The sequence below is a fragment of the Streptomyces sp. 147326 genome, from assembly GCF_045000215.1.
Taxonomy (GTDB): domain Bacteria; phylum Actinomycetota; class Actinomycetes; order Streptomycetales; family Streptomycetaceae; genus Streptomyces.
The window spans coordinates 6,902,864-6,928,259 of the sequence record NZ_CP134201.1 but is presented as its reverse complement, the minus strand read 5'-3'; the positions used below and the strand labels follow the sequence as shown (position 1 = coordinate 6,928,259).

The window sequence follows — 25,396 nt, the reverse complement described above, 5'->3', positions numbered from 1 at the left end:
AGGCAGGGGCTCCAATACAACCGGAACACCGTCGCGTGCGAACCGCGGGGCGTAGAATCGGGCAGCTTTCCATCGTCCGTACGGAACGATGGATGCCGCCTGACCGGTGACCCGCCGCCCCGGAGGACGGTCAGGTGGGAGAAACGGAGCCTCCACTTGTGGGCCGGGCACAGAAGTGTCCGGCCGGTCGAAGTACATACTAGCACCCGCGTTGCAAGCCCGCCGCACGGCATATCGTGGGGTTCATGACTGACGCGACACCCTCCACCGACCCCGCTGCCGACGGCGCCCCCGACTACGACGCCATGACCCGCGACATCGCGGACGTGCCCGCCGTCGAGGTGATCACCACGGTGGCCGTGCACCTGCTGAGCGCCGCGGCCGTCAACCTGGGCCTGGACAAGCCGGACTCCGAGCACAAGGACCTCGACGAGGCCCGCAAGCTGATCACGGCCCTGGCCGGCCTGGTCACCGCGAGCGCCACCGAGATCAGCTCCTTCCACGCCGCCCCGCTGCGCGACGGCCTGAAGTCGCTCCAGCTGGCCTTCCGCGAGGCGTCGATCGTCCCGGACGAGCCGGGCCAGGGTCCGGGCGAGAAGTTCACGGGTCCCGTCTTCGCCTGATCGCGCGCCGGCGACGCACATACGAAGAGGAGAGGCGGGTCACACGGGAGATTCCCGTGTGACCCGCCTCTCCTCTTTCCTTACGGCTCTTACGGCTCTTACGGCTGTTCCGGCACTTCCGGTCAGCGGGTGAAGAGCGGTTCGCCGGGCGGAGCCGGCGCGTCCGGCGGCAGCAGCGCCAGGTCCAGCCCGCGCACCAGCCGGGCCCGCAGGGTGGTGTCCGCCGCGAGGGCCTCGGCGACGCGGCGGGCCGCCGCGGGCGCCTGCGCCCCGCCGGCCAGCACGATCGCAAGGGTGCCGTCGGCGTCCGCGCCGCCCGGGCCGAGGTGGGCGCGGAGCACGGCCGGCTCCGCGGACACGGCGGCCCGTACGGCCTCCCGTACGGCGGGGTCCGCCAGCGGGCCCGCGTCCGTACGGCCTTCGGCGAGGGCGAGCAGCGCGGGCCCGGTCAGCTGGTAGGTGACGGGCCCGGCCAGGTCCAGGACCACGGTGTCGGCCTTCTCGTGGGCGGCCGCGGCCAGGGCCTGGTGCAGCGGGACCGCCACCGGGCGGGCCGCCGGGTCCCAGAGCGCGAGCGAGGCGGTCGAGGTGAAGGCCGGCAGCGCCCGCCGGTCGCCCGCCCGCAGGGTCGGGACGGCCATGTCGCTGGTCTTCTCGCGCTTCAGGCCCGTCTCCGGGTCGGTCTCCACATCGCCGAGGACGGCGACCACGGGGACCAGCAGCCGTGCGCCCTTGAGGGCCGCCAGCACCTCGGGCTCCTTGGCCCGGTCCTCGGACCAGGCGGCCAGGGCCGCGGTCAGCCGGGGATCGGCCGAGCCGTCGTCGTCGGAGAAGCCCGGGTCGGGAATGTTCTTGTTCGCCATGTTCGCCACAGTTACCCGACCCTACTGTGCCGGGTGCGACGGCGCCGTGAGGGGTTGGCGGTCCCGGCCCCGGGTGCCCCGCCGCGGGCGCCGGCCCAGTACGGCGGCCAGTACGAGCAGCACCGCCCCCGCGAGCGCGGCCGCCGGGGCACCGAGCCGGGCGCTCCGCTCGGGCGGCCGGACCGGCTCGGGGCCGGTGCCGAAGTACGGGCGCTCGGCCGCGGCGGGCGCGGGCACCGCGGCCTCGGGCTGCATCGCCGCCGCGACCTGGAGGGCCGCGGCGGGGTCCACCGTCCCGTGGCCGCGGGCGTCGTCGCGGCCGCCGGCCGGGGAGTCGGAGGCGGTGTCCTCCAGCAGCTTCTTGATCTGGGCGGGGGACAGGTCCGGGTGCGCGGCCTTGACGAGGGCCGCGGCGCCGGAGACGAAGGCCGCGGCGGCGCTGGTGCCCCAGCCCTCGTAGTACGAGCGGTCGGGGTCGGCGATGACCACGTCGACGCCGGGGGCGCTGACGGTGGCGTACCAGTTGCGGGTGGAGAACTTGGCCTTCTTGCCGCGGCGGTCGACGGCGGTGACGGCGATCACCCCCGGGTAGGCGGCCGGGTAGGACACGCGGTCGCCCGTTTCGCCGCCGTTGCCGGCGGAGGCGACGACGACCACGCCCTTGGCGAGCGCGTACTGGACGGCCTCGTCCTCGCCCGCCTCGTGGTGGGCGGAGTCGCTGTCGTCGCCGAGGGACAGGTTGATCACGTCGGCGCCGTGGTCGGTGGCCCAGCGGATGCCCTCGGCGAGGGCTCCGCCCTTGCTCTCGCGGGCCTTGCCGCGGCCCGGATCGCCCTCTTCGAGGATCACCCGGACCGGCAGGATCCGCGCCTGCGGGGCGATCCCGAGGACGCCCTGGCCGCGGCTGGGGCCGTGGCCGTGCCCGGCGATGATGCTCGCCATGGCGGTGCCGTGGCGGGCCCATGAGCGGTCGCCGCGGCCGGCGCCCATGCCGACGAGGTCGGTGCCTTCGAGGACCTGCCCCGCGAGGTCGGGGTGGGAGTCGTCGACCCCGGTGTCGAGGACGGCGACGGTCACCCCGTCGCCGCGGGTGGTGCCCCAGGCCTCCTCGGCGCGCAGCGCGAGCAGGCCCCACTGGCGGTCGCGGATGGTGTCGGCGGCCGCCGGGAACGCGGTGGCGGCCGTGAGGAGGGCGGCGGCGGTCAGGGCGGCGGCGGCCTGCCCGAGCGCCCGGTGCGGGGTCATCGGCGGGCCTTCGGGGCGGGTGTGACGGGCGGTGCGGCGAGGAGCGCCACGGTGTGCCCGATCCGGTCGGCGACCGCCTTGGCCTCGTGGCCGAGTCCGGCCTGGGCGGCGGCTCCGGTGGCGTCCTTCTTCATCAGGTCCCCGGCGGGGCGGGGCGCGTCCAGGGCGCGGCCGTCGGCGAAGGCGGAGACGGCGTAGACGACGACGGGGGCCTCGTCGAGTACGGACGCGGCCCAAGCGGCGCGCTGGGCGTCGGTGAATCCGTACGCGGGCGGGGCGGCGATCCGTCCGGTGAGGGCGGTCATCGCGGGGGCGTCGGCGGGGGTGAAGACCAGGCCGACGGTGATCAGGGAGCTGCGGGTGGCGTCGGTGTAGGTGGCGCGGAGCACGCGGGTGCAGCCGGTGGAGGCCAGCAGGCCCTGCCAGTCGGCGGCGAGGCCGGACGCGCAGTCGGCGTCGGGTGCGAGCGCGATGCGGGTCCAGCTCCGGTCGGAGCCGCCGGGGCCGGCCGCGGGGCCGGTGACGACGGGCGGCAGGAGGTGGTCCACGGGCGCGGACCGCCACAGCGACTCGGCCTTGCGGTAGGCGGCGTCGGCGGGCAACGGGCGGTTCGCGGCGCGGTGTTCGGCCCAGGTGGTGACGGCGGCTCCGCCGACGAGGCCGCCCCCGAGGAGGAGGCAGAGCGCGGCGGCGAGGACGCGTCCGGGGTGGCGGCGCGGCGGGGTGTGCGCGGGCTGGGGCGGCTGGGACCAGAGGCCGGGCTCGCCCGGGATCGTGGTCCGCGGTGTCGTCGTGGTCATCCGGCGGCTCCGCCCCCCGTTCCGTACGGCTGCCTGCCCGTACTCTACGGGGTCCCCGGCGGGGCTCCGCGGGGCCGGTGTCCCCGCCTCCGGGCGCCGCCGACCCCTACCCACCGGTAGAGACCTCTGGCAAGCTGCCGCCCATGAACTCCCCCGCCGCCGACCGCGCCCGGTACGACCGGGCGACCGCGCACCTGGACGCGCCGCTGGCTCTCGTGGACCTCGAAGCGTTCGACGCCAATGCCGACGACCTCGTGCGCCGGGCCGGCGGGAAGCCGGTCCGGGTCGCGAGCAAGTCGGTCCGCTGCCGCGCGCTGCTCGAACGCGTGCTGGCCCGGCCCGGGTTCGCCGGGATCATGTCGTACACCCTGGCCGAGTCCCTGTGGCTGGCCCGGTCCGGGTTCGAGGACGTGCTCCTCGCGTATCCCTCCGCCGACCGGGCCGGCTTCGGCGAGCTGGCGAACGACGCCAAGCTGGCCGGTGCGGTCACGGTGATGGTGGACGATCCCGCGCAGCTGGAGCTGATGGACGGGGCCCGTGACGGGGGCGCCGAGGAGATCCGCGTCTGCCTGGAACTGGACACCGCCCTGCAGCTGTTCGGCGGCCGGGTACGGGTCGGGGCCCGCCGGTCCCCGCTGCGCGAGCCCGCGGAGCTGGCCGCGCTGGCCCGTACGGTCGCCGCCCGGCCGGGGTTCCGGGTGGTGGGCCTGATGGCGTACGAGGGCCACGTCGCCGGGGTCGGGGACGCGCTGGCCGGCCGCCCGCTGCGCTCCCGGGCCATCCGGCTGATGCAGGGCGCGGCCCGCAGGGAGCTCGCGGCGCGGAGGGCCGAGGTGGTGCGGGCCGTGCGGGCCGTCGTACCGGACCTGGAGTTCGTCAACGGGGGCGGGACGGGCAGCGTGCAGCAGACCGCCGCCGAGGACGCGGTGACGGAGGTGGCAGCCGGGTCGGGGCTGTACCTGCCGCGGCTCTTCGACAACTACACCTCCTTCAAAGGGCGTCCGGCGGCGCTGTTCGCCCAGCCGGTGGTGCGCAGGCCCGGTGTGGGCGTGGTGACGGTGCTCGGGGGCGGCTACCCGGCCTCGGGTGCGGCCGGCGCCGACCGGCTGCCGGCTCCGTACCTGCCGCAGGGGCTGCGCTACGACCCCCAGGAGGGGGCCGGTGAGGTGCAGACCCCGCTGCTGGGCGGCCCGGCCGACGATCTGCTGATCGGCGACCGGGTCTGGTTCCGGCACGCGAAGGCGGGCGAGCTGTGCGAGCGCTTCGACACGCTGCACCTGATAGAGGGCGACCGGGTGACGGCCACCGCCCCGACCTACCGGGGTGAGGGCCGCACCTTCCTCTAGCGGACCGGGGCCTGGAAGACGGAGTCCGTCTGGTCCGGGATGACGCTGGTGTCGCCGCGCAGGACCGGTCCCTTGGTGCCGTCGTGGCCGACGTGGCCCGTCGTCGCGCACGGGTAGGGGCCGGTCTTCTGCGGCTTGGGCTCGATGAACATGGGGTTGACGATCCAGCGGCCGTCGCTGTTGTCGTACGCCCGGCACATCAGCTCGTTCTTGTTGCGGTTGACGACGAGCCGCAGGGCGGTGGCGTCGCGCAGGAAGGAGATGTCGGTGTCGGAGTCGCCGGCGGCGAACACCTGGCGGCGGGCGGCGGGCTGGACCTTCTCGGCGGCCGCTCCGCGCACGCCGAAGACCTCCTTGTTGATCCAGCAGCGCTTGCCGTCGATATAGGTGATCATCGTGTCGGCGCCGTCCCGGACGGATCCGCAGCCCTGCAGGTGGGAGGTGAACTTCCTGCCGTGGGTGGTGGTGTTGCGGATGCCGATCACGTGGTCCGCGTCGATGCCGGCGCCCTCGGCCCACACCTCGACGACCGGCTGGGGCGAGGCCGAGCTGATCCAGACGTCGAAGCCGGACTTCTGCAGCGCGCCGATCAGGTCCTTCTGCTGGTCGTAGTAGCGCACCCAGCCGGTGGCGGTGCCGCTGCCGACCCGCTGCGCGGCGCCGACGGGCGCGGCGAGGTTCTCGGCGCGGGCGGCGGCGGCGAAGCCGCGGATCTCGCGGGCGGTCCAGCCCTGCATCAGCTGGGGCAGCCAGGCGTACGAGGGTTCGGTGGTGCGGCGGTCCCAGCCGGCGAAGGCGGCGGCTCCGGTGCGGGTGGCGGCGGTCCCGTAGACGGCGTTGATCTCGTCCGCGCAGCCGGCTCCCGCGGGGGTCCCGGTGGGCAGCGGGGCGCCGGGGCGGGCGAGTGCGTCGCAGGCGTCGGCGAGGGCCCTGGCCCCGGCGGGGGTCAGGTGGCGGCTGGTGGCGGCCCAGTCGGCGGGGCGGCGGATCTTCCCGTTGCGCAGCAGCCAGAACATGGTGGCGTCGCCGACGTCGTTCTTGACGACGGTGTTGTCCCAGTCGAAGACGGCGACGGGCCTGGTGCGGCGGGGACGGTACGGGTTGCAGCCGCCGTACCGGTCGATCAGCTGCTGGAGGCGGGCCTGGTTGTCCCCGTACCAGCCGGAACCGACCGTCACCGGGCGGCAGTGGCTCTGGTCCGCCTCGGCGGGCGGGGCCAGCAGGAGTCCGGAGCCGGCGGCCGCCACGAGGGCGAGGGTGGCGGTTCTGTTTCTGCGCATGCTGCTCCTCGGGGTTTCGGGCACGGAACGGCCGGGCGCCTCGCGGCGCCCGGCCGGCTCGGAACGGGGGCTGCGGCGGGATGGTCTACAGCGGGGTGACGTACGCGCCGGAGATGCCGCCGTCGACGAGGAAGTCGGTGGCGTTGATGAAGGAGGAGTCGTCGCTGGCGAGGAAGGCGACGGCGGCGGCGATCTCGGTGGGCTCGGCGAAGCGGCCCAGCGGGATGTGCACGAGGCGGCGGGCGGCGCGCTCGGGGTCCTTCGCGAACAGCTCCTGGAGCAGCGGTGTGTTGACCGGCCCCGGGCACAGGGCGTTGACGCGGATGCCCTCGCGGGCGAACTGCACGCCGAGCTCGCGGGACATGGCCAGCACGCCGCCCTTGGAGGCGGTGTAGGAGATCTGGGAGGTGGCGGCGCCCATGATGGCCACGAAGGAGGCGGTGTTGATGATGGAGCCGCGGCCCTGGCGCTGCATGTAGGGCAGGGCGGCCTTGCAGCACAGGTAGACGGAGGTGAGGTTGACGTCCTGGACGCGCCGCCAGGCGTCGAGCTCCGTGGTGAGGATGGAGTCGTCGTCCGGCGGCGAGATGCCCGCGTTGTTGAAGGCGATGTCGACGGAGCCGTAGGTGTCGAAGGCCGTCTTGAACAGGGCGTCGACCTGCTCCTTGTCGGTGACGTCGACCTTCACGTAGGTCCCGCCGACCTCCTCGGCGGCGGCCTTGCCGGCCGTCTCGTCGATGTCGCCGCAGACGATGCTGGCGCCCTCGGACGCGAGGCGGCGGGCGGTGGCGAGGCCGATGCCGCTGCCGGCTCCGGTGATGACGGCGGTACGGCCGACCAGGCGGCGGCAGACGATCTCTTCAGGGGTCTGGCTGGTCATGTTCTTCAGGCCTCCGTGCTGATGAAGACGTTCTTGGTCTCGGTGAAAGCGGTGAGGGCGTCGGGTCCGAGCTCGCGGCCGAGGCCGGACTGCTTGTAGCCGCCGAAGGGGGTCCAGTAGCGGACGCTGCTGTGGGAGTTGACGGACAGGTTCCCCGCGGCGACGGCGCGCGAGACGCGCAGGGCGCGGCCGATGTCGCGGGTCCAGAGGGAGCCGGAGAGCCCGTACTCGGTCGCGTTGGCCAGGCGTACGGCGTCCTCCTCGTCCTCGAAGGGCAGGACGACGGCGACCGGGCCGAAGACCTCCTCGGCGGCCACGGGCGCGGTGGGGGCGACGTCCGTGACGAGGGTCGGCGGGTACCAGAAGCCGGGGCCCTCGGGGGCGGTGCCGCGGATCGCGGTGAGGTCGTCGGTGACGAAGGACCGTACGCGGTCCAGCTGGGTCCGCGAGATCAGCGGGCCCATCTGCGTCTTCTCGTCGAGCGGGTCGCCGACGGACACCGCGGCGATGCCGGGGGCGACGAGCTCCAGGAAGCGGTCGTAGACGGAGCGCTGTACGAGGATCCGGGTGCGGGCGCAGCAGTCCTGGCCGGTGTTGTCGAGGAAGGACATCGGCGCGGCGGCCGCGGCGGCCTCCAGGTCCGCGTCGGCGAAGACGATGTTGGGGCTCTTGCCGCCGAGTTCGAGGGTGACGCGCTTCACCCGGTCGGCGCACTTGGCCATGATCTGCTTGCCGACGCGGGTGGAGCCGGTGAAGACGATCTTGGCGACGCCGGGGTGTTCGACGAGCGCGTCGCCCGCGACCGCCCCGTGGCCGGGGAGCACCTGGAAGAGGTGCTCGGGGATCCCGGCTTCGAGGGCGAGTTCGGCCAGGCGCAGCGCGGTCAGCGGGGTGGTCTCGGCGGGCTTGAGGATGACGGCGTTGCCGGCGGCGAGGGCCGGGGCCAGGCCCCAGGCGGCGATCGGCATGGGGAAGTTCCAGGGGGCGATCACGCCGATGACGCCGAGGGGTTCGAGGAAGGTGACGTCGATGCCGCCGGCGACGGGGATCTGGCGGCCGGAGAGCCGTTCCACTCCCCCGGCGGCGAAGTCGAGGAGGTCGCGTACGTTGCCGGCTTCCCAGCGGGCGTTGCCGATGGTGTGGCCGGCTTCGCGGACCTCCAGCCGGGCCAGTTCCTCGATGTGGCCGTCGACGACCGCGGCGAAGCGGCGCAGCAGCCGGGCCCGGTCGGCGGGGGCGGCGGCCGCCCAGGCGCGCTGGGCCGTGGCGGCCCGGGCGACGGCGGCGTCGACATCGTCCCGTGTGGCGGCCGGGACGATGGCGACGGTTTCCTCGGTGGCCGGATTCAGCACTCGCAGATTGAGTGGGGCCAGCTCATCGGACACGTGTTGCCTCACAGACTTTCGGTGGTTCGGCGGGGCGGGTTACAGGCGTTCGAAGGAGCGGCGCAGCTCCCAGTCGGTCACCGCGGAGTCGTACGCGTCGAGTTCCACGCGGGCCATGTTCCGGTAGTGGGCGACCACTTCGGGGCCGAAGGCCGCCTTGGCGATCTCGCTGTTCTCCCAGAGCTCCGCGGCCTCGCGCAGGGTGGCGGGCACGTGCGCGTAGTCGGCCGTGTAGGCGTTGCCGCCGCACGCCTCGGGCAGCTCCAGCCGGTTCTCGATGCCGTAGAGCCCGGCCGCGACCAGGCCGGAGACGGCGAGGTACGGGTTGACGTCGCCGCCGGGGAGGCGGTTCTCGAAGCGCATGGAGCGGCCGTGGCCGACGACCCGGAGCGCGCAGGTCCGGTTGTCCACGCCCCAGGCGACGGCGGTCGGCGCGAAGGATCCCGGCCGGAAACGCTTGTACGAATTGATGTTGGGGGCGTAGAGAAGGGAGAAGTCGCGCAGCGCGGCCAGCTGGCCGGCCAGGAAGTGCCGCATCACCGGTGACATTCCGCCTGGTCCGTCCCCGGCCATCGCGTTGCGTCCGTCGGTATCAGCGAGCGAGAGGTGGATGTGACAGGAGTTGCCCTCGCGCTCGTCGAACTTCGCCATGAAGGTCAGCGAGACGCCTTCCTGGGAAGCGATCTCCTTCGCCCCGGTCTTGTAGACGGAGTGCTGGTCGCAGGTGGTCAGCGCCTCGTCGTAGCGGAAGGCGATCTCGTGCTGGCCGAGGTTGCACTCCCCCTTGGCCGACTCGACGATCAGTCCCGCGGCCTGCATCTCGTTGCGGATGCGGCGCAGCAGGGGTTCGACGCGGCCGGTCCCGAGGACGGAGTAGTCGATGTTGTACTGGTTGGCGGGGGTCAGGCCGCGGTAGTTGGCGTTCCAGGCCTGCTCGTAGGTGTCCTGGAAGACCATGAACTCCAGCTCGGTGCCGACCATCGCCGTGTACCCGTGCTCGGCGAGGCGCTCCAGCTGGCGGCGCAGGATCTGCCGGGGCGCGGCGACGACGGGCGAGCCGTCGTTCCAGGCGAGGTCGGCGATGAGGAAGGCGCTGCCGGGGTTCCAGGGGATGCGGCGCAGGGTGGCGAGATCGGGGTGCATGGCGAAGTCGCCGTAGCCCCGGTCCCAGGAAGACATCTCGTACCCGTCGACGGTGTTCATGTCGGTGTCGACGGCGAGAAGGTAGTTGCAGCCCTCGGTGCCGTGCTCGAGGACCTCGTCGAGGAAGAACTGTGCGGCGAACCGCTTGCCCTGGAGCCGCCCCTGCATGTCGGGGAAGGCCAGGACCACTGTGTCGATCTCGCCGCTGGCGACGAGGGAGCGGAGCTCCTCGGGCGCGAGCGGCGGCGTGCGGTCTACCACGGGAATCTCTCCTTCGGTGAGCCGAGTGCGCCTAAGGTATTGAATAGAACCATTGCTTGGGAAGGGGAGGAGCCGAGATGACCGATACGGCGAGTGAAGGCGACGCGATCGCGCGGCTGAATCCCGTACTGCGGCAGGTGCGGGCGGGCAACGGCTTCGAGGAGGCGCTGGAGCAGATCCTCCAGGTGGTCCGGCTGGGTCTGGTGCCGGGCGGCGAACGGCTTCCGCCCGAGCGCGAACTGGCCGAGCGGATGGGAATCAGCCGGGTCACCCTGCGCGAGGTGCTGAAGGTCCTCCAGGACCAGGGCCTGGTGGAGGCCCGGCGCGGACGGTACGGCGGAACGTTCGTGCTGCCCCGCCCCGACACCCCGGCGGGCGGCGCCGAGGAGGAGCTCCGCCGGCGCGTCGCGGGGGTGGACATCGAGGACGCGCTGCGCTTCCGCGAGGTGCTGGAGGTGGGGGCGGCCGGGCTGTGCGCCTCCCAGGGGCTGACCGAGGAGGGCGCCGAACGGCTGCTCGCCGCACTGGGGGCCACGCACGACGCCCCGCTCGCCGACTACCGCCGCCAGGACACCCTCTTCCACCTGACCCTGTGCGAGCTCGCCGGATCCGCCACCCTCACGGCCCAGTACGCGGCCGTCCGCGCCACCGTCAACGACCTGCTGGACTGCATCCCGCTGCTCGTGCGCAACCTGGAGCACTCGCAGCAGCAGCACACCGCGCTGGTGGAGTCGGTCCTGGCGCGGGACGCGCCCGGGGCGCGCGAGACCATGCGCGAGCACTGCTGCGGCACGGCTGCGCTGCTGCGGGGCTTCCTGGCCTGAGCGGAACCGGAACGGGGCCGGGAAACGGAACCGGAGCGGGGCCCGGGAGGTTTTCGTAACTTCTGTTTAACGCAGAGGTCTTGCGCTCCCCACTCCACTAGAGCAAAGGTACGCCCCACAACCATTGCCCTGAGGCAGGAGCGCACGATGGCCGACGACATCGAGGCACGGCTGACAGCCGTACCCGCACCCACCAAGTCCGCCGAGGGCGGCGGCGCAGGCACGGACGACTACCTGGAGCGCCGCACACTGCGCCGGGGCAGCGCCGGCTGGCTGCTCCTGACCGGTCTCGGCGTCGCCTACGTCGTCTCCGGCGACTTCTCCGGCTGGAACGTCGGCCTCGACAAGGGCGGCTTCGGCGGCCTCGCCATCGCCACCGTCCTCATGGGCGCGATGTACGCCTGCCTGGTCTTCTCCCTCGCGGAGCTCTCCACCATCCTGCCGACAGCGGGCGGCGGCTACGGTTTCGCCCGCCGCGCGCTGGGCCCCTGGGGCGGCTTCCTCACCGGCACCGCCATCCTCATCGAGTACATCCTGGCCCCGGCCGCGATCGTCATCTTCATCGGCGACTACGTCGAATCCCTCGGCCTCTTCGGCCTGACCTCCAGCTGGCCGGTCTACCTCGGCTGCTTCGTCGTCTTCATCGGCGTCCACCTCTGGGGCGTGGGCGAAGCCCTCCGCTTCAGCCTCGTCGTGACCGCGATCGCCGTCGCCGCGCTGCTCATCTTCGCCGTGGGCGCCTTCACCGAGTTCAGCGCCGACGGCCTCAACGACATCCCCGTGGACCCGGAGGCCTTCGGCTCGAACTCCTGGCTGCCGCTCGGCGTCCTCGGCATCTGGGCCGCCTTCCCCTTCGGCATGTGGTTCTTCCTCGGCGTGGAAGGCGTACCGCTGGCGGCCGAAGAGGCCAAGGACCCGGTCCGCTCGATGCCCAAGGCCCTGGCCATCTCCATGGGCATCCTCGCCCTGCTGGCGCTGATCACCTTCTTCGCCGCCACCGGCGCCCAGGGCGCCGACGCCGTCAAGGCGGCCGGCAACCCGCTGGTCGTCGCCCTGGAGGGGGACGACGGCCCGACCGCGCTCAGCCGCTTCGTGAACTACGCGGGCCTCGCCGGCCTCGTGGCCTCCTTCTTCTCCCTCATCTACGCGGGCTCGCGCCAGCTCTTCGCCCTCTCCCGGGCCGGCTACCTGCCCCGCTTCCTCTCGCTCACCTCGAAGCGCAAGGCCCCGTACCTGGGTCTCGTCATCCCCGGCGCGATCGGCTTCGCCCTGGCCGCCGCCACCGGGAACGGCGCGCGCATGCTGAACATCGCGGTGTTCGGCGCCACCATCTCCTACGCCCTGATGGCCCTCTCGCACATCGTGCTGCGCCGCCGGGAGCCCGACCTGGAGCGCCCGTACCGCACCCCCGGCGGGATCCTGACCTCCTCGGTGGCCTTCGTACTCGCCCTGTCGGCCCTGGTCGCCACCTTCCTGGTGGACAAGGACGCGGCATTCATCGCCCTGGCCGTGTACGCCGTCGCCCTCGCCTACTTCGCGTTCTACAGTCGGCACCACCTCGTGGCCTCGGCGCCCGAGGAGGAGTTCGCGGCGCTGGCGGAAGCCGAGGCGGAACTGACCCGCGACTGACACCCTGTTGCTGCACTTGCCCTTGCCCTTGCCCTTGATGGAGGTAGAGAACGTGCCCAGGCCGCTCATCGGCATCACCACCTACGTCGAGGAGTCCACCCGCTACGGCGTGTGGGACCTCCCGACGTCCCTCGTACCGACCGGGTACTACGAACTCGTCCAGGCGGCGGGCGGCGCGGCCGTGCTGCTCCCGCCGGACGAACCCGGGTCGGCGGCGGAGGTGCTGAGCCGGGTGGACGGCCTGGTGGTCGCGGGCGGCCCGGACGTGGACCCGTTCCACTACGGGGCCGCACGCGACCCCCGTACGGGTGCCCCCGCGACGGTCCGCGATCACTGGGAACTGGCCCTGATCGCCGCCGCACTCGAGTCCGACACCCCCGTACTCGGCATCTGCCGGGGCATGCAGGCGCTGAACGTGGCCCTGGGCGGCACCCTGATCCAGCACATCGACGGCCACGTCGACGCACCGGGCGGCACCTCCTGGCACCCGGTCCGCCCGGTCGCGGGCACCCGGTACGCGGAGCTGGTCCCGGAGGAGGCGCAGGTCCCGACCTACCACCACCAGGCCGTCGACCGCCTGGGCCGCGGCCTGGTCGTCTCGGCCCACGCGCTGGACGGCACGGTGGAGGCGATCGAGGTCCCCGACCCGGAGCGGTGGATCCTGGGCGTCCAGTGGCACCCGGAGCGGGACAAGGACACCCGGGTGATGGAGTCGCTGATCTCCGCCGCCCATGCCCGCGCGGCGGTCCCGGTCCCATAATGGCTGCGCGGCACTCCAGCCCCGCCGGGCGGACGGCATCGGCCAGATCCAGTCCCTCCGGCATTTGAGGAGGGGGGTCTGGGGCGGAGCCCCAGATCTTCTCGGCCCCGCCAGGCCGCGCGGCCCCCGGCTAGGACAGGCGGCGGGTCAGCGACAGCAGGTCGCGCGCCGGGCCGGCCGGGCGGGAGCCGGACGGCCAGACGGCGCGCAGGGCCCGGCCGAGCCCCGCGCCCGACACCGGCACCTCCACCAGCCGCCGCGACGCCAGCTCGTCCCCCACCGCCAGCTCCGACAGGACACACGGCCCCGCACCGCTCAGCGCCGCCGCCTTCACCGCGGTGGTCGAGGCCAGTTCCAGCAGCGGCGCCGCCAGCCCCCCGCACCCGGCCAGCGCAGCGTCCAGCACCTGCCGCGTCCCCGAGCCCCGCTCCCGCAGGATCAGCGGCATCGCCGCCAGTTCCGCCGCCTCGACCCCCCGCGTGCGCCGTGCCCACGCGTGCCCCGGCGCCACCGCGACCACCAGCCGGTCCTGTGCGATCACCGCCGAGTCCAGCCCGTCCGGCACCGTCAGCCCCTCCACGAAGCCGAGGTCGGCCTCGTGCATGAGGACCCGTTCGGCGACGACCGCCGAGTTCCCGGCGTGCAGCGACACCGCCGTGTCCGGCCGCTCCCCGCGCAGCGCGATCAGCCACCCCGGCAGCAGGTACTCCGCGATCGTCATGCTGGCCGCCACCCGCAGCCGCGAGTCCCGTCGGCCCCGCAGGGCCTGCGCGCCCGCGTCGAAGGCCTCCGCCGCCTCCACCACCCGCCGGGCCCAGTCCGTGACCAGCGCGCCCTCGGCCGTCAGCGTCGACCCGCGCGGCGAACGGTCCACCAGGGCCACGCCGAGCCGCGTCTCCATCGACCGGATCCGGCTGCTCGCCGCGGGCTGGGTGATGCCCAGCCGCCGGGCCGCGCCGCTCAGGCTGCCGACCCGCGCGACCGCGAGCAGCAGTTCCAGCGCGCCCAGGTCCGGCACCCGGTGCGCCAGCGGAACCCACTCCTCATTACCCATAACATCAGTTTATGACCTCATAGAGGGATGGCCTCTGCCGCCCCGTCCGCCCCGTCGCGAGGCTGGACCCATGGCCACCACCCTCGTGCGACCCCGCACCACGATCTCCCGGCTGCCCGCCGCCCACAAGGCTCCCGCGCTCCGGCACCTCGGCCCCAACTGGTACGCGTCCGTCATGGGCACGGCGATCATCGCCAACGCCGGCGCGACCCTCCCGTACCAGCTGCCCGGGCAGCGCGTGGCCTGCCAGCTCCTCTGGGCGCTGTCCGCCGCCGTCCTCGCCGTCCTGCTCACCGCCCGCGCCGGCCACTGGATCCACCACCGCGACCAGGCCCGCGCCCACCTCCTCGACCCCGCCGTCGCCCCCTTCTACGGCTGTCTCTCGATGGCACTGCTGGCCGTCGGCGGCGGCACCCTCATCGTCGGCAAGGACCTCATCGGGACCGGCGCGGCCGTCGCCGTGGACGCCGTCCTCTTCACCGCCGGTACCGCGGCAGGCCTGGTCATGGCCGTGGCCGTGCCCTACCTGATGGTGGTGCGCCACGAGGTCGAGCCCCGCCAGGCCACTCCCGTCTGGCTGCTCCCCCTGGTCGCCCCGATGGTCTCCGCGGCCCTCGGCCCCCTGCTGGTCCCCCACCTGCCCGCCGGCCAGCCCCGCGAGGCCCTGCTGCTCGCCTGCTACGCCATGTTCGGCATCAGCCTGCTGGCCACCCTGCTGATGCTCCCCCTGATCTTCGGCCGGCTGATCGTCGGCGGGCCCCTGCCCCTGGCCCTGACCCCCACCCTCTTCCTGGTCCTCGGCCCCCTCGGCCAGTCCACCACCGCCGTGAACCAGCTCGCCGACGTCGCCCACCAGTCGATCGGCGCCCCCTACGCCGGCGCGCTGTCGGCCTTCGCCGTGGTCTACGGGGTCCCCGTGATGGGGTTCGCGCTGCTGTGGCTGGCCCTCGCCACGGCCATGCTGGTCCGCGCCGCCCGGAACGGCATGGGCTTCGCCATGACCTGGTGGGCCCTGACCTTCCCCGTCGGCACCTGCGTCACCGGCGCCGCCGGCCTGGCCCACCACACGGGCCTGACCGCCTTCGCCTGGCTCGCCACCGCGCTGTTCCTCGCCCTGCTGACCGCCTGGCTCCTGGCCGCCGCCCACACCCTGCGCGGCCTGTTCACCGGCCGCCTGCTCGCCGCCCCCCGCTAGGCCGTCTCTTTCGGATCTTGCCTGACCCGAAAGAGAGGCCTAAGCTCTGCGCCCAGCCCTCCGCAGGGCCCGCGCCAGTACCGCCGGCGCCGTGGCCAGCGAGGGTCCGTACCAGGTCAGGTGCCGGCCGTCGACGAGGGCGGCCGGCAGGCCGGGGAAGGCCTCCGGGCCGTCCTCGGCCGTGAAGCGGTACGGCTCGTCGGGGAGCACCACCAGATCGCAGCCACTGGCCGCCAGTTCCTCCACCGGCACCCGGGGATACCGCTCCGGGTGCCCGGCGTACACGTTGCGGACCCCGAGCCGCGCCAGCAGGTCCCCCGCGAAGGTGTCCCGGCCCAGCACCATCCACGGCCGCCGCCAGATCGGCACGAAAGCGGTGAGCGCGCCGACCGGTTCCACCCGGGCCCAGGCGCGCTCCGCGTCCGCCAGCCACCCCGGCCTCGTCAGCCCCAGCGCCCCCACCAGCACCCGGTCCAGCTCCCGCAGCGCCTGCGGAAGGTCCCGTACCTCGGTGACCAGCACCTCCAGCCCGGCCGCCCGCAGCGCCGCGAGGTCCGGGGCCCGGTTCTCCTCCTCGTTGGCGATCACCAGGTCGGGGCGCAGCTCCGCGATCCTCCGTACGTCGGGGTTCTTCGTGCCCCCGATCCGCACCGCGCCCCCCAGGTCCGCGGGGTGCGTGCACCAGTCCGTGACCCCGGCCAGCAGGCCGGGGGCGCTCACGGCCACCGCCTCCGTCAGCGAGGGCACCAGCGAGACGACGCGCACCGGCTCAGTGCCCGGGCGAAGGCGGCTCGGAGGTGGCGTGGATGTGCTCGCCCACCGCGACCACCAGGATCCGGGTGTCCTCGGTGACGGCCCGCCAGCGGTGGCGCACGCCGCCCGACAGGAACAGGGCGTCGCCGCTCTCCAGCCGGTAGGCCCGGCCTTCCGCCTCCACCTGGCAGGCGCCCTCGACCACGTACATGAGCTCGTCGTTGCGGTGCTGGTACTCGCGGCCGGCGTCCTGGTCCCCGGTGAACTCCAGCGCGTGCAGCTGGTGGTGCCCGCGCACGAGGGGCCGTACGCCGTGGACCGGGCCCAGCCCGGACTCGTCGCCGGCCCGTACGAGGTCCACCGTGCGCGCGGTGTCGGACGCGGCCAGCAGTTCGACGGCCGTGGTCTCGAGCGCGTCCGCGACCCGCTCCAGGGACCGCATGCTGGGCCGGGCCCGCTCGTTCTCTATCTGGCTGAGGAAGGGCACCGACAGGCCGCTGCGCGCCGACACGGCGGCCAGCGTGAGGTGCAGCGCGCGGCGCCGCTTGCGCACGGCGACTCCCACCCGCAGCGGCTCCTTGCCGTCCTTGTCCTTGCTCTTCTCGTCCCTGTCGGTCAGCTTGTCGCGCAGGCCGTCCGTACCGTCGGTGCCGTCGGTGCCGTCCCTGTCGTTCATGTCGGGGCTGCCCTCCCCATGTCTGTCGCACATCGGTGTGCTGTAAGCACCTTACGCAGCAACCGCCCCCGGTTTCGCGTGCACGGGCCTTCCCGTACCCGACCGCTCACGGTCCGTGCCGGGGCGTTGCGGCATCATCGTCTCCGTGACGACACGACGCCTGATGCTCCTGGACACCGCCTCCCTCTACTACCGCGCCTATTTCGGTGTGCCGGACTCCGTGAAGGCCCCCGACGGCACCCCGGTCAACGCCGTGCGCGGCCTGCTCGACTTCATTGGCCGGCTCGTGCAGGACCACCGCCCGGACGATCTGGTGGCGTGCATGGACGCCGACTGGCGCCCGCACTGGCGGGTGGAACTGATCCCCTCGTACAAGGCCCACCGGGTCGCCGAGGAGACCGAGAGCGGACCCGACGTCGAGGAGACCCCGGACACCCTCGCCCCCCAGGTCCCCATCATCGAGGCCGCGCTGGACGCCTTCGGCATCGCCCGGGTGGGCGTCGCCGGGTACGAGGCGGACGACGTGATCGGCACGCTAACGGCCCGCGCTAGTGGCCCGGTGGACATCGTCACGGGCGACCGCGACCTCTACCAGCTGGTGGACGACGCCCGCCGGCGCCGGGTCCTGTACCCCCTGAAGGGCGTCGGCAGCCTCCAGGTGACCGACGAGGCCTGGCTGCGCGAGAAGTACGGGGTCGACGGCACCGGCTACGCGGACCTGGCACTGCTGCGCGGGGACCCGAGCGACGGCCTGCCGGGCGTCCCCGGCATCGGCGAGAAGACGGCGGCGAAGCTCCTCGACGCGTACGGCAGCCTGGCCGGGATCATCGCCGCGGTCGACGACCCGAAGTCGAAGCTGACCCCCACTCAGCGCAAGCGGCTGGACGAGTCCCGGCCGTATCTGGCCGTGGCCCCGAAGGTGGTCCAGGTGGCTTCGGACGTGCCGCTGCCGCCGTTCGATCCGGCCCTTCCGGCGGCCCCCGCGCAGCCCGAACTCGTCGAGGCGCTAGCCCATCGGTGGGGTCTCGGTGGAGCAGTCTCCCGCCTGAGCAGTGCGCTGCTCCACTGAGGTGCTAACTTAGGTAAGGCTAAGTTTCAGGGGAGTCAGGGGAGACACCGTGGCAGAAGGACGCGCCCGCACCGTCGGCACCGCCGTCGTCGTACGCACCGAGCGGCTCTCGCCGCACATGGTGCGGCTCGTGCTGGGCGGTGAGGGCCTGGCCGAATTCGGCGCGGGCGGGTACACCGACCACTACGTCAAGATCCTGTTTCCCCCGGCAGGCGTCGTCTATCCCGATCCCTGGGACCTCGAGGAGATCCGCGCGCACTTCCCGCGGGCGCAGTGGCCGCGCCAGCGCGCGTACACCGTCCGGAGCTGGGACCAGGCGCACCTGGAGCTGACCCTCGACTTCGTCGTCCACGGCGACGAGGGCGTGGCCGGCCCCTGGGCGGCGCGGGCGCAGCCGGGCGAGCGCGTGCACTTCCTCGGCCCCGGCGGCGCCTACGCCCCGGACCCGACCGCCGCCTGGCACCTGCTGGTCGGCGACGAGAGCGCACTGCCGGCGATCGCCGCGGCGATGGAGCGGATGCCGGTGGGCGCGCGGGTCCACGCCTTCGTGGAGATCGAGGGCCCGGAGGACGAGCTGAAGGTCGCCACCCCGGACGGCGTCGTCCCGGTCTGGCTGCACCGCGCCGGCCGCCCGATCGGCGAGGCCCTGGTGGAGGCGGTCACCGCCCTGGAGTTCCCCTCCACGGACGTCCACGCCTTCGTCCACGGCGAGGCCGGCTTCGTCAAGGACCTCCGCCGCCACCTCCGCCTGGAACGCGGCATCCCCCGCGAACGCCTCTCGATCTCGGGCTACTGGCGCCTGGGCGAAACGGACGAGGGCTGGCGCGCGATCAAGCGCGACTGGAACGCCACGATCGAAGCCGAACAGGACCACGCCGCAGCGGCGTAACCTTCCTCCCACCAGCACCCCCCAGCCCCGCCGGCGCTTGAAGCGCGGGGCCGGGGGCGGAGCCCCGATCTTCCGGCCCGGCCGCACCTTTCAGCCCGGCCGCGCCTCAGCCCCGCCGGCGCTTGAGGCGCGGGCTCCGGGGCGGAGCCCCGATCTTCCGGCCCCGCCGCACCTTTCAGCCCCGCCGGCGCTTGAGGCGCGGGCTCCGGGGCGGAGCCCCGATCTTCCGGCCCGGCCGCCCCTTTCAGCCCCGCCGGCGCTTGAGGCGCGGGGTCCGGGGCGGAGCCCCAGCAGCGGCGCCGCACCTGCGCACGCACTCGCGGCCACGCACCCGCACCCCCCGGCGGGAGCCGCCCGGCGGGAGCCACCCCGCGCGCCCCCACCCGTCCGGCAGGACAATGGCGGCATGCGTACGCTCCGCGCACTAGGGGCAGCCGCCGCCGCGACCCTCCTCACCGCCGCGGCGGCAACGGGCGCGCCCAGCCCGCCTCCCCCACCCCGGCCCCTGATCAGCGACGACGCAGTCGACAAGGCCGTCGCCCGCCTCGACCGCACCGTCACGGACATGATGCGCCGCACCGGCGTCCCCGGCGTGTCCGTGGCCGTCGTCCACGACGACAAGGTCGTCCACATCAAGGGCTACGGGCTGCGCAGAACCGGCGAGAGCGCCGAGGTCTCCCCCGACACCGTCTTCCAGATCGCGTCCCTCTCCAAGCCCGTCTCCTCCACGGTCGTGGCCGGCGCCCTCACCGGCCCCGACGAGTGGGACAGCCGCACCACCCTCCCCGGGTTCTCCCTCAAGGACCCCTGGGTGACCGACCACGTCACCACCACCGACCTGTTCTCGCACCGCAGCGGCCTGCCCGACCACGCCGGCGACCTCCTCGAAGACCTCGGCTACGACCAGGCGTACATCCTCGACCACCTGCGTCTCGAAGCCCTCGCCCCCTTCCGCGCGAGCTACGCCTACACCAACTTCGGTTTCACCGCGGCCGCCGAGGCCGTGGCCCGCGCCAAGGGGAGCAGCTGGCAGAAGCTCAGCGCGGACACCCTCTTCAAGCCCGCCGGCATGACCCGTACGAGCACCGAGTTCTCCGCCTTCGTCAACTCCCCCGACCACGCCTCCACCCACGTCAAGAACCCGGACGGCACCTGGAGCCCCCGCTACGTCCGCGACCCGGACGCGCAGGCTCCGGCCGGCGGTGTCAGCTCCACCGCCACCGACATGGCCCGCTGGCTGCGGCTGCAGCTGGCCGGCGGCACCCTCGACGGGAAGCGGATCGTCCCCGCCGACACCCTCGCCCGCACCCACCTGCCCGAGATCGTGTCGCAGCCGGCCAACGCGGTCGGCACCACCAGCTTCTACGGGCTCGGCTGGAACGTCAGCTACGACAGCGCCGGCCGCCTGCGCCTGAGCCACTCCGGCGCCTTCGAACTCGGTGCCAACACCAACGTGACGATGCTCCCCCTGGAGAAGCTCGGCATCGTCGTCCTGACCAACGGCGCCCCGGTCGGCCTCCCCGACGCCGTGGCCCTGGACTTCTTCGACTTCGCCGAGCACGGCAAGGTCAGCACCGACTGGCTCGCCCTGGCCGCGTCCGCCTACGCGCAGGCGCTCGAGGACCCGGGCCGCTCCACCACCGACTACGCCCACCCGCCCGCCGGCGCGAAGCCCGCCCGGGACAGCGCCGCGTACACCGGCACCTACGACAACCCCTACTACGGCAAGGCGACCGTGACCGCCGACGACACCGGCGCGCTCACCCTGGCCCTCGGCCCGAAGCCGCTGCGCTTCCCGCTGACCCACTACGACGGGGACACCTTCAGCTTCGAGACCACGGGCGAGAACGCGGTCGGCCGCACCGGGGTGACCTTCGCCGACGGCACGCTCCGCGTCGAATACCTCGACGTCAACCACCTGGGCACCTTCACCCAGCAGTAGCCGCATAGCCTGTCCCCCGATGAGACGCAGAGCCCAGCCACCCCCCTCGCCCCTCCCCCAGCGGGCCGGCATCGACCCGGTCCGGCTGCGGCTGCCGCCCGACCCGGACGGGATCTGGCCGGACCTCGGCGCCTACCTCACCGCCCGCTACGCCGGCACCCGAGGCGCCGATTCCATCGCGCGCCTGCTGGCCGCCGGCCGGGTGCTCGGCCCCGGCGGGCGCATCCTGCACGCGCGGGACCCGTACGAGCCGGGCGGCTACCTGTGGTTCCACCGGGACATGGAGCCCGAGCCGCGGGTGCCCTTCGCGGTCCGCGTCGTCCACCGGGACCCGCACCTGCTGGTCGTGGACAAGCCGCACTTCCTGGCGACCACCCCGCGCGGCAGCCACATCACCGAGACCGCTCTGGCCCGGCTCCGCGAGGAGCTGGACCTGCCCGCGCTCAGCCCGGCGCACCGGCTGGACCGGCTGACGGCGGGGCTGGTGATGTTCAGCATCCGGCCCGAGGACCGCGGCGCGTACCAGCTGCTCTTCCAGCGGCGCGAGGTCCACAAGGAGTACGAGGCCCTCGCACTCCACGACCCCGCGCTCGCCGCCACCCTCCCGCGCACGGTCCGCAGCCGCATCGAGAAGGCCCGCGGGGTGATCGCGGCGACCGAGGTGCCCGGCGCCGAGCCCAACGCCGAGAGCCTGATCGAACTGACCGGCACCCGGGGGGACCTGGGCCGCTACCGGCTGACCCCGCACACCGGCCGCACCCACCAGCTGCGGGTGCACATGAACGGCCTGGGCCTGCCCATCCTCGGCGACCCGGTGTATCCGCGGGTCACCGACCCGGCCCCGGACGACTACCGCAGGCCGCTGCAGCTCCTGGCGCGGGTCCTGGAGTTCACCGACCCGGTCACCGGGGCCGTCCACCGGTTCGAGACCGGCCGCACCCTCCAGGCCTGGCACGACCGCTCCGGCTGGGAGGCCGGTACCGAGCCGGCCAGCGGGATCCGGCGCGAGTCTCCTTGATCCGCTCGACGACCGCGCGGGTCAGGACGGCGCCGGCGGACACGACCGTGCCGGGCTTGACCAGGGGCTCGTGACGGAGATGCGCTGCCGGTCGTCGAGCCGGCCGGCCGGAAGGCCTGCCGGACGGGTCACCGGCTCCCGGGCAGGCCGACCCCCGCGATCCGCAGCGCGGCATCGGCGGTGGCCTCCGCGAAGGCTCCCACCGGCCGTGCCGGATCGGCCCGGTGGATCAGCATGACACCCTCGATGAGCCCGAAGACCAGGTCGTTGCGGAGCGCGAGTCCCGCCCCGTCCCCGGCCAGTTCGGCGCCGGCGCAGGTCCCGCCGAGCAACACCCGGTAGGCGTACTTGAGTTCCGCGCGCATCCGGCGGAACTGCGCGAAGCGCGCGCCGCCCACCTCGGGCAGCAGATAGAGCGCCCCCAGGTTGTACGGGCCCCCGCACAGCAGCAGCACATCGGAGCGGCACAGCTCCCACAGCCGCCGCGCGGCCGGCCGGCCGTCTTCGGCGAGCAGCCGGCGGGCCAGGACCAGTGAGGGCGCGACCGTGGACTCCAGCAGTTCGGCGAGGAGGTCCTCCTTGCCGCCGAAGTAGTGGTACATCGTGGCCTGGCGCATTCCGGCCCGCCCGGCGACCGCCCGCGTGGTGGTCGCCGCGTACCCCTGGACGGTGAACAACTCGGCCGCCGCGCAGAGGAGTTCCTCGCGCGGCGGCCGGCCGCTCTCCGGTCTCAGCCGGTCGGCGCGTGGCCGACCGACCCGTCTCGGGCCCTCGTCTGCTCCCCCGCTCATGGATCGATCGTCGCACAGGGCACGAGGATTCGATCATGGCAAGAGATCAGATCAGGCCAGCCCCGCCCTCGGAGGAAGCCCCAAAACCGGCTAGCCGACCGAGCTGTAGGCCACTACGCCCCGCAGCAGCGCGTCCACGGCCTTGCGGGCGTTGCGCGCCACCGTGCTCCCGCTCTCGCCGGAGGCCGAGGGGGCCGCCGCCGCGACCTGTCCGAGCACGTCGATGACCTGCTTGCACCAGCGCACGAAGTCACCGGCCGGCATCTCCGCCTCGCGCAGCACCTCGTCCAGGCTCTTGTCGGAGGCCCACTGGTACGCCGCCCACGCGAAGCCGAGATCCGGCTCCCGCTGGCCCACGCCCTCCGCCTGGTTGATGCGGTGCTCCTCCTCCAGCGCGTCGAGCCGGCCCCAGATGCGGACCATCTCGCCCAGCGCCTCCTTCGCCGCGCCGCCCGGCACCTTCGGCGCGACCGCGTCGTCGGACTGCCGCGCCTCGAAGACCAGCGCCGAGACGCAGGCGGCCAGTTCGGCCGGGCTCAGGCCCTCCCACACCTTGGCCCGCAGGCACTCGGAGGCCAGCAGGTCGAGCTCCCCGTACAGCCGGGCGAGCCGCTTGCCGTGCACGGTGACCTCGTCCTCGCGCAGGTAGTCCAGCTCGGTCAGCAGTGCGTGGATCCGGTCGAAGGTGCGGGCGATGGTGTTCGTCCGGCCCTCGATCCGCCGCTCCAGCTGCAGGGTGTCCCGCTTGAGCCGGTGGTAGCGCTCCGCCCAGCGGGCGTGGTCCTCGCGCTCGTCACACCCGTGGCAGGGGTGCGCCCGCAGCTCGGAACGCAGCCGGGCGATCTCACGGTCGTCGGCGGCCTCGGCCCGGCCGCGGGCACGCCGCTCCGGCGTGATGTGCCCGGCCTTGCTCCGCAGCTGCGAGGCCAGGTCCCGACGGGACTGCGGCGAGCGCGCGTTGAAGGTCTTGGGGATCCGCATCCGGTCGAGCGCCTCCACCGGGACCGGGAAGTCGATCGCGGCGAGCCGCTTGACCTGCCGCTCGGCGGTGAGCACCAGGGGGCGCGGGCCCTCCGCGTACTCGTACCCGCGGTGCCCGTTGACCCGCCCGGCCGGCACGCCCGGATCCAGGACCAGCGCGAGCCCGGCGAACTTGCCCGTCGGCACGTGGATGATGTCGCCCGGCTTGAGCTTCTCCAGCGAACTGGCCGCCTGCACCCGGCGCTGGGCGGCGCCCTGCTTGGCCAGCTCCGTCTCACGGTCCTTCAGGTCGCGGCGCAGCTGCGCGTACTCCTCGAAGTTCCCCAGGTGGCAGGTCATGCCCTCCTGGTAGCCCTCCAGGCCCTCCTCGTTGCGCTGCACCTGCCGGGAGATCCCGACGACCGAGCGGTCGGCCTGGAACTGTGCGAAGGAGGTCTCCAGCAGCTCGCGCGAGCGGTGCCGCCCGAACTGGCTGACCAGGTTCACGGCCATGTTGTACGAGGGCTTGAAGCTGGAGCGCAGCGGATACGTACGGGTACCCGCGAGCCCGGCGAGCCCGGCCGGGTCCATGCCCCGCTGCCACAGCACCACCGCGTGGCCCTCGACGTCGATGCCGCGCCGCCCGGCCCGGCCGGTCAGCTGCGTGTACTCGCCGGGGGTGATGTCGGCGTGCTGCTCGCCGTTCCACTTGACCAGCTTCTCCAGGATCACCGTGCGCGCGGGCATGTTGATGCCCAGCGCCAGGGTCTCGGTGGCGAAGACGGCCTTCACCAGACCGCGGACGAACAGTTCCTCCACGACCTCCTTGAAGGTGGGCAGCATGCCCGCGTGGTGCGCGGCGATGCCCCGCTCCAGCCCTTCGAGCCACTCGTAGTACCCCAGGACGTGCAGGTCCTCGGTGGGGATGGAGGCGGTCCGCGCCTCGACGATCTCGCGGACCCTGAGCCGCGCGGACTCGTCGTTGAGCCGCAGTCCCGCGTACAGGCACTGCTGGACCGCGGCCTCGCAGCCGGCCCGGCTGAAGATGAAGTTGATGGCGGGCAGCAGCCCGTCACCGTCGAGGCGGGCGATGACCTCGGGGCGGGAGGGGGTCCAGATCCGGCCGCGGGAGCGCCGCTCGCGCTCGCGGTCGGCCTCGCGGACCATCTTGCCGCGCCGCCGGTCCTTCGGGTTGTAGGTGCGGCTGTTCTCCTCGCGCGCCATGCGCAGCAGGTCGGGATTGACCTCCCGGCGCGCGGAGCCGCGGCCGCCGTGGTCGGACTCCTCCTCGAAGAGGTCGTAGATCCGGCGGCCGGCCATGACGTGCTGCCACAGCGGAACGGGCCGCTCCTCGGAGACGATCACCGCGGTGTCGCCGCGGACGGTGTCCAGCCAGTCGCCGAACTCCTCGGCGTTCGACACGGTGGCCGAGAGGGACACCAGGGTCACCGACTCGGGGAGGTGGATGATCACTTCCTCCCAGACCGCCCCGCGGAACCGGTCGGAGAGGTAGTGGACCTCGTCCATCACGACGTAGCCGAGGCCGAGCAGCGACTGGGAGCCCGCGTACAGCATGTTGCGGAGCACCTCGGTGGTCATCACGACCACCGGCGCCTCGGAGTTGACGCTGTTGTCGCCCGTCAGCAGGCCCACCTTGTCGGCGCCGTAGCGCTTGACGAGGTCGGCGTACTTCTGGTTGGACAGCGCCTTGATCGGCGTCGTGTAGAAGCACTTGCGGCCCTGCTGGAGGGCCAGGTGCACGGCGAACTCGCCGACGATGGTCTTGCCCGAGCCTGTCGGGGCGGCGACGAGGACGCCCTTGCCGGCCTCCAGTGCCTTGCAGGCCTCGACCTGGTACGGGTCCAGATCGAAGTCGTACATCTCGCGGAAGGGGGCCAGGGCGGAGGCCTCTTCGGCGGCGCGGATCCGGGCAGCGGCGTACCGCTCGGCGGGTGAGAGTTCTTCGGTCATCTTGCTGTCGAGCCTACCCGCCACCCCTGACAACAGTCG

Annotated in this window: 22 protein-coding genes; 10 read left to right on the top strand and 12 right to left on the bottom strand. The window is 73.4% G+C overall.

The annotated features are described in order from the left end of the window. Nucleotides 1-245: 245 nt before the first annotated feature. Nucleotides 246-623: a DUF1844 domain-containing protein gene (locus RIU97_RS31800; RefSeq protein ID WP_351303530.1), complete on the top strand. Its 378-nt coding sequence runs from the start codon at nt 246-248 to the stop codon at nt 621-623. A gap of 122 nt (nt 624-745) precedes the next feature. Here the strand turns inward: RIU97_RS31800 and RIU97_RS31795 are convergent, their stop codons facing one another. From RIU97_RS31795 to RIU97_RS31785, 3 genes are read right to left on the bottom strand one after another with little or no spacing between them, the layout of a single operon-like run. Beyond that, entirely contained in the window at nt 746-1,486 is a 741-nt protein-coding gene (locus tag RIU97_RS31795) for an SseB family protein (protein ID WP_404960992.1), read from the bottom strand. Between the two features lie 21 nt (nt 1,487-1,507). Continuing rightward, nucleotides 1,508-2,731 carry a type VII secretion-associated serine protease mycosin gene (mycP, locus tag RIU97_RS31790; RefSeq protein WP_404960991.1) on the bottom strand — a complete coding sequence of 408 codons (1,224 nt, stop codon included), beginning with the start codon at nt 2,729-2,731 and terminating at the stop codon, nt 1,508-1,510. Beyond that, nucleotides 2,728-3,531: a hypothetical protein gene (locus tag RIU97_RS31785; RefSeq protein ID WP_404960990.1), complete on the bottom strand. Its 804-nt coding sequence runs from the start codon at nt 3,529-3,531 to the stop codon at nt 2,728-2,730. Before RIU97_RS31785 ends, mycP begins: the two co-directional genes overlap by 4 nt. A 143-nt stretch (nt 3,532-3,674) precedes the next feature. Between RIU97_RS31785 and RIU97_RS31780 the strand changes: the two genes are divergently transcribed. Beyond that, complete coding sequence (locus RIU97_RS31780) at nt 3,675-4,877, top strand: amino acid deaminase/aldolase (protein ID WP_404960989.1); 1,203 nt, start codon at nt 3,675-3,677, stop codon at nt 4,875-4,877. Here RIU97_RS31780 and RIU97_RS31775 read toward each other — a convergent pair. The 4 genes from RIU97_RS31775 to RIU97_RS31760 form a co-directional block, all read right to left on the bottom strand. Beyond that, nucleotides 4,874-6,157 (bottom strand): haloacid dehalogenase-like hydrolase, encoded by a 1,284-nt coding sequence (locus RIU97_RS31775; protein ID WP_404960988.1) that lies wholly within the window; start codon nt 6,155-6,157, stop codon nt 4,874-4,876. The two genes, RIU97_RS31780 and RIU97_RS31775, sit on opposite strands and share 4 nt — an antisense overlap. An 85-nt stretch (nt 6,158-6,242) precedes the next feature. Beyond that, nucleotides 6,243-7,037 (bottom strand): 3-oxoacyl-ACP reductase, encoded by a 795-nt coding sequence (locus RIU97_RS31770; RefSeq protein WP_351302849.1) that lies wholly within the window; start codon nt 7,035-7,037, stop codon nt 6,243-6,245. Nucleotides 7,038-7,042: 5 nt separating this feature from the next. Then, nucleotides 7,043-8,434: an aldehyde dehydrogenase family protein gene (locus tag RIU97_RS31765; RefSeq protein ID WP_404960987.1), complete on the bottom strand. Its 1,392-nt coding sequence runs from the start codon at nt 8,432-8,434 to the stop codon at nt 7,043-7,045. A gap of 27 nt (nt 8,435-8,461) precedes the next feature. Beyond that, nucleotides 8,462-9,826, bottom strand: a complete 1,365-nt coding sequence (locus tag RIU97_RS31760; RefSeq protein WP_404960986.1) for a glutamine synthetase family protein — start codon at nt 9,824-9,826, stop codon at nt 8,462-8,464. A gap of 77 nt (nt 9,827-9,903) precedes the next feature. Between RIU97_RS31760 and RIU97_RS31755 the strand changes: the two genes are divergently transcribed. The 3 genes from RIU97_RS31755 (at nt 9,904) to RIU97_RS31745 (ending at nt 13,039) form a co-directional block, all read left to right on the top strand. After that, the gene (locus RIU97_RS31755; RefSeq protein ID WP_319730251.1) at nt 9,904-10,650 is read left to right on the top strand and encodes an FCD domain-containing protein; all 747 of its coding nucleotides are present in this window, start codon (nt 9,904-9,906) and stop codon (nt 10,648-10,650) included. A 147-nt stretch (nt 10,651-10,797) separates the two neighbouring features. Then, complete coding sequence (eat, locus tag RIU97_RS31750; RefSeq protein ID WP_404960985.1) at nt 10,798-12,279, top strand: ethanolamine permease; 1,482 nt, start codon at nt 10,798-10,800, stop codon at nt 12,277-12,279. Nucleotides 12,280-12,331: 52 nt separating this feature from the next. Next, nucleotides 12,332-13,039: a gamma-glutamyl-gamma-aminobutyrate hydrolase family protein gene (locus tag RIU97_RS31745; protein ID WP_404960984.1), complete on the top strand. Its 708-nt coding sequence runs from the start codon at nt 12,332-12,334 to the stop codon at nt 13,037-13,039. 130 nt (nt 13,040-13,169) lie between these two features. On the opposite strand, the gene RIU97_RS31740 is transcribed toward RIU97_RS31745, so the two are convergent. Continuing rightward, entirely contained in the window at nt 13,170-14,093 is a 924-nt protein-coding gene (locus tag RIU97_RS31740) for a LysR family transcriptional regulator (RefSeq protein ID WP_404960983.1), read from the bottom strand. Nucleotides 14,094-14,163: 70 nt separating this feature from the next. On the opposite strand from RIU97_RS31740, the gene RIU97_RS31735 reads away from it, so the two are divergent. Beyond that, nucleotides 14,164-15,288, top strand: a complete 1,125-nt coding sequence (locus RIU97_RS31735) for a TDT family transporter (RefSeq protein WP_404960982.1) — start codon at nt 14,164-14,166, stop codon at nt 15,286-15,288. A 39-nt stretch (nt 15,289-15,327) separates the two neighbouring features. On the opposite strand, the gene RIU97_RS31730 is transcribed toward RIU97_RS31735, so the two are convergent. Both RIU97_RS31730 and RIU97_RS31725 read right to left on the bottom strand, forming a co-directional pair. Next, a complete protein-coding gene (locus tag RIU97_RS31730) occupies nt 15,328-16,053 on the bottom strand; it encodes a helical backbone metal receptor (RefSeq protein WP_404960981.1) in 726 nt (241 codons plus the stop codon). Nucleotides 16,054-16,057: 4 nt separating this feature from the next. Next, on the bottom strand, nt 16,058-16,606 hold the full coding sequence (locus tag RIU97_RS31725; protein WP_404963024.1) for a helix-turn-helix domain-containing protein: 549 nt from the start codon (nt 16,604-16,606) through the stop codon (nt 16,058-16,060). 274 nt (nt 16,607-16,880) lie between these two features. Between RIU97_RS31725 and RIU97_RS31720 the strand changes: the two genes are divergently transcribed. From RIU97_RS31720 to RIU97_RS31705, 4 genes are all read left to right on the top strand, one after another. After that, nucleotides 16,881-17,786 carry a 5'-3' exonuclease H3TH domain-containing protein gene (locus tag RIU97_RS31720; RefSeq protein WP_404963023.1) on the top strand — a complete coding sequence of 302 codons (906 nt, stop codon included), beginning with the start codon at nt 16,881-16,883 and terminating at the stop codon, nt 17,784-17,786. Nucleotides 17,787-17,835: 49 nt separating this feature from the next. Next, complete coding sequence (locus tag RIU97_RS31715) at nt 17,836-18,675, top strand: siderophore-interacting protein (RefSeq protein WP_404960980.1); 840 nt, start codon at nt 17,836-17,838, stop codon at nt 18,673-18,675. 406 nt (nt 18,676-19,081) lie between these two features. Further along, complete coding sequence (locus tag RIU97_RS31710; protein ID WP_404960979.1) at nt 19,082-20,617, top strand: serine hydrolase; 1,536 nt, start codon at nt 19,082-19,084, stop codon at nt 20,615-20,617. A 19-nt stretch (nt 20,618-20,636) separates the two neighbouring features. Then, entirely contained in the window at nt 20,637-21,635 is a 999-nt protein-coding gene (locus tag RIU97_RS31705) for a pseudouridine synthase (protein WP_404960978.1), read from the top strand. Nucleotides 21,636-21,763: 128 nt separating this feature from the next. Here the strand turns inward: RIU97_RS31705 and RIU97_RS31700 are convergent, their stop codons facing one another. Beyond that, a complete protein-coding gene (locus tag RIU97_RS31700; protein ID WP_404960977.1) occupies nt 21,764-22,426 on the bottom strand; it encodes a TetR/AcrR family transcriptional regulator in 663 nt (220 codons plus the stop codon). A gap of 90 nt (nt 22,427-22,516) precedes the next feature. Next, nucleotides 22,517-25,357 (bottom strand): DEAD/DEAH box helicase, encoded by a 2,841-nt coding sequence (locus RIU97_RS31695; protein WP_404960976.1) that lies wholly within the window; start codon nt 25,355-25,357, stop codon nt 22,517-22,519. Nucleotides 25,358-25,396: the final 39 nt, after the last annotated feature.

Excerpts from the sequence above, each read along its gene's own strand:
- RIU97_RS31800 (WP_351303530.1), top strand. The coding sequence starts at position 246 with ATGACTGACGCGACACCCTCCACCGACCCCGCTGCCGACGGCGCCCCC.
- RIU97_RS31795 (WP_404960992.1), bottom strand. The coding sequence starts at position 1,486 with ATGGCGAACAAGAACATTCCCGACCCGGGCTTCTCCGACGACGACGGC.
- mycP (WP_404960991.1), bottom strand. The coding sequence starts at position 2,731 with ATGACCCCGCACCGGGCGCTCGGGCAGGCCGCCGCCGCCCTGACCGCC.
- RIU97_RS31785 (WP_404960990.1), bottom strand. The coding sequence starts at position 3,531 with ATGACCACGACGACACCGCGGACCACGATCCCGGGCGAGCCCGGCCTC.
- RIU97_RS31780 (WP_404960989.1), top strand. The coding sequence starts at position 3,675 with ATGAACTCCCCCGCCGCCGACCGCGCCCGGTACGACCGGGCGACCGCG.
- RIU97_RS31775 (WP_404960988.1), bottom strand. The coding sequence starts at position 6,157 with ATGCGCAGAAACAGAACCGCCACCCTCGCCCTCGTGGCGGCCGCCGGC.
- RIU97_RS31770 (WP_351302849.1), bottom strand. The coding sequence starts at position 7,037 with ATGACCAGCCAGACCCCTGAAGAGATCGTCTGCCGCCGCCTGGTCGGC.
- RIU97_RS31755 (WP_319730251.1), top strand. The coding sequence starts at position 9,904 with ATGACCGATACGGCGAGTGAAGGCGACGCGATCGCGCGGCTGAATCCC.
- eat (WP_404960985.1), top strand. The coding sequence starts at position 10,798 with ATGGCCGACGACATCGAGGCACGGCTGACAGCCGTACCCGCACCCACC.
- RIU97_RS31740 (WP_404960983.1), bottom strand. The coding sequence starts at position 14,093 with ATGGGTAATGAGGAGTGGGTTCCGCTGGCGCACCGGGTGCCGGACCTG.
- RIU97_RS31735 (WP_404960982.1), top strand. The coding sequence starts at position 14,164 with ATGGCCACCACCCTCGTGCGACCCCGCACCACGATCTCCCGGCTGCCC.
- RIU97_RS31720 (WP_404963023.1), top strand. The coding sequence starts at position 16,881 with ATGCTCCTGGACACCGCCTCCCTCTACTACCGCGCCTATTTCGGTGTG.
- RIU97_RS31710 (WP_404960979.1), top strand. The coding sequence starts at position 19,082 with ATGCGTACGCTCCGCGCACTAGGGGCAGCCGCCGCCGCGACCCTCCTC.
- RIU97_RS31705 (WP_404960978.1), top strand. The coding sequence starts at position 20,637 with ATGAGACGCAGAGCCCAGCCACCCCCCTCGCCCCTCCCCCAGCGGGCC.
- RIU97_RS31700 (WP_404960977.1), bottom strand. The coding sequence starts at position 22,426 with ATGAGCGGGGGAGCAGACGAGGGCCCGAGACGGGTCGGTCGGCCACGC.
- RIU97_RS31695 (WP_404960976.1), bottom strand. The coding sequence starts at position 25,357 with ATGACCGAAGAACTCTCACCCGCCGAGCGGTACGCCGCTGCCCGGATC.